The organism is Paenibacillus cookii, from assembly GCF_018333375.1.
Taxonomy (GTDB): domain Bacteria; phylum Bacillota; class Bacilli; order Paenibacillales; family Paenibacillaceae; genus Paenibacillus_AQ; species Paenibacillus_AQ cookii.
On the sequence record NZ_BORW01000081.1, the window covers coordinates 1 to 1,637 of the forward strand.

Genomic DNA, 1,637 nt, shown 5'->3' on the forward strand with positions numbered 1-1,637 from the left:
GAAGGAAGCCGGAGGCAAAAGCACGGGCCAAGGTACACGAACTGGATTTGAGGCAGGGATAGCCGGATGAGCTGCCCGAACACAGCGAAATCCCAAGCCGCCAAGAGCTATTTCTGTAAACTCCAGTGGTCGCGGGCGGAAAGATGACGTTCTTATCTGGGGAGGCCTGCGGGAGGAAAAAAAATGCGAAGTCACTTCGTAACCGTAACCGAGAGGTTGCGCTGAACCCGCAGGAGTCAGCAGAGGTCATAGTACGTGAGTACGGGACGCCGGAAAGCGGAAGGACCGAACCGAAAGGAGAGAGGAAACCGATGCGTTCGAGTGAGGAGCAAAGAAAGCCGAATATCCCGCAAGGGAGCTGCCGACAAAGAGGAGCGGTGAAGCCGCAAGGGTATGTTGGAGCGCCGAGCTCTTCACCGGCACAAGTCGCCCCTTCCCCTCGCGAAGATCAAAACGACTTGCTGGAGAAGATGCTCGAAGGAAATAACCTTCGGCTCGCCTACAAACGAGTGGTTCAAAACGGGGGAGCTCCTGGTGTGGACGGCGTAACGGTAGCCGAGCTACAAGCTTACCTGAAAACCCACTGGGAAACGGTGAAAGCCGAACTTCTGGCGGGAACCTACCGGCCGGCGCCAGTCAAACGGGTGGAAATCCCCAAACCCGGAGGCGGCGTACGGCTGCTGGGCATCCCGACCGTGATGGACCGTTTCCTCCAGCAAGCGCTTCTGCAAGTGATGAATCCGATATTCGACGCAGACTTCTCGTGGTACAGCTACGGCTTCAGACCCGGAAAGCGGGCGCATGACGCGGTGAAGCAAGCGCAGCGGTACATCCAAAGCGGCCGAAGATGGGTCGTAGATCTGGACCTGGAGAAGTTCTTTGACCAAGTGAATCACGACATGCTCATGGCAAGGGTGGCGCGGAAGGTGAAGGACAAGCGAGTACTGAAGCTGATCCGAGCCTACCTGAGTGCCGGAGCGATGGAAAACGGAGTTTGCCAAAAGACAGAGGAAGGAACCCCCCAAGGCGGTCCGCTGAGTCCGCTGCTGGCAAACATTCTGCTGGATGATCTGGATAAAGAACTCACCAAGCGAGGCTTGCGCTTCGTCCGCTATGCGGACGACTGCAATATCTTTGTCGCAAGCAAACGGGCAGGTGAACGTGTCATGAGATCGATAACTCACTATGTAGAAGGAAAGTTGAAACTGAAGGTGAATCGGGACAAAAGTGCCGTAGACAGGCCGTGGAATCGGAGATTTCTTGGTTTTAGCTTTCTGAGGAATAGACAGGCGACGATTCGTCTGTCCCCTAAGACGATCTCCCGATTGAAGGAGAAAGTCCGGGAGCTAACGAATCGTTCCCGGTCCATATCGATGGAAGAGCGAATTTTAAAATTGAACCGCTACCTCATGGGATGGATTGGATACTTCCGGATAGCTTCTGCCAAGGGCCACTGCGAGAGATTCGACAAATGGATTCGAAGAAGACTGCGCATGTGCTTATGGAAACAATGGAAGCGAGTGCGTACACGTATTCGAGAACTCCGCGCCCTGGGCGTGCCAGAATGGGCCGCTTTTATGATGGCCAACTCCCGCAAAGGAGCTTGGGAAATGTCCCGAAACATAAATAACGCCCTT

At 54.7% G+C, this 1,637-nt stretch carries 1 protein-coding gene; it reads left to right on the top strand.

Features of this window, described 5'->3' with window-relative positions:
* Nucleotides 1-311 precede the first annotated feature (311 nt).
* A partial coding sequence (gene ltrA, locus KI367_RS26625) for a group II intron reverse transcriptase/maturase (protein ID WP_212953301.1) occupies nt 312-1,637 on the top strand: 1,326 nt, incomplete at its 3' end.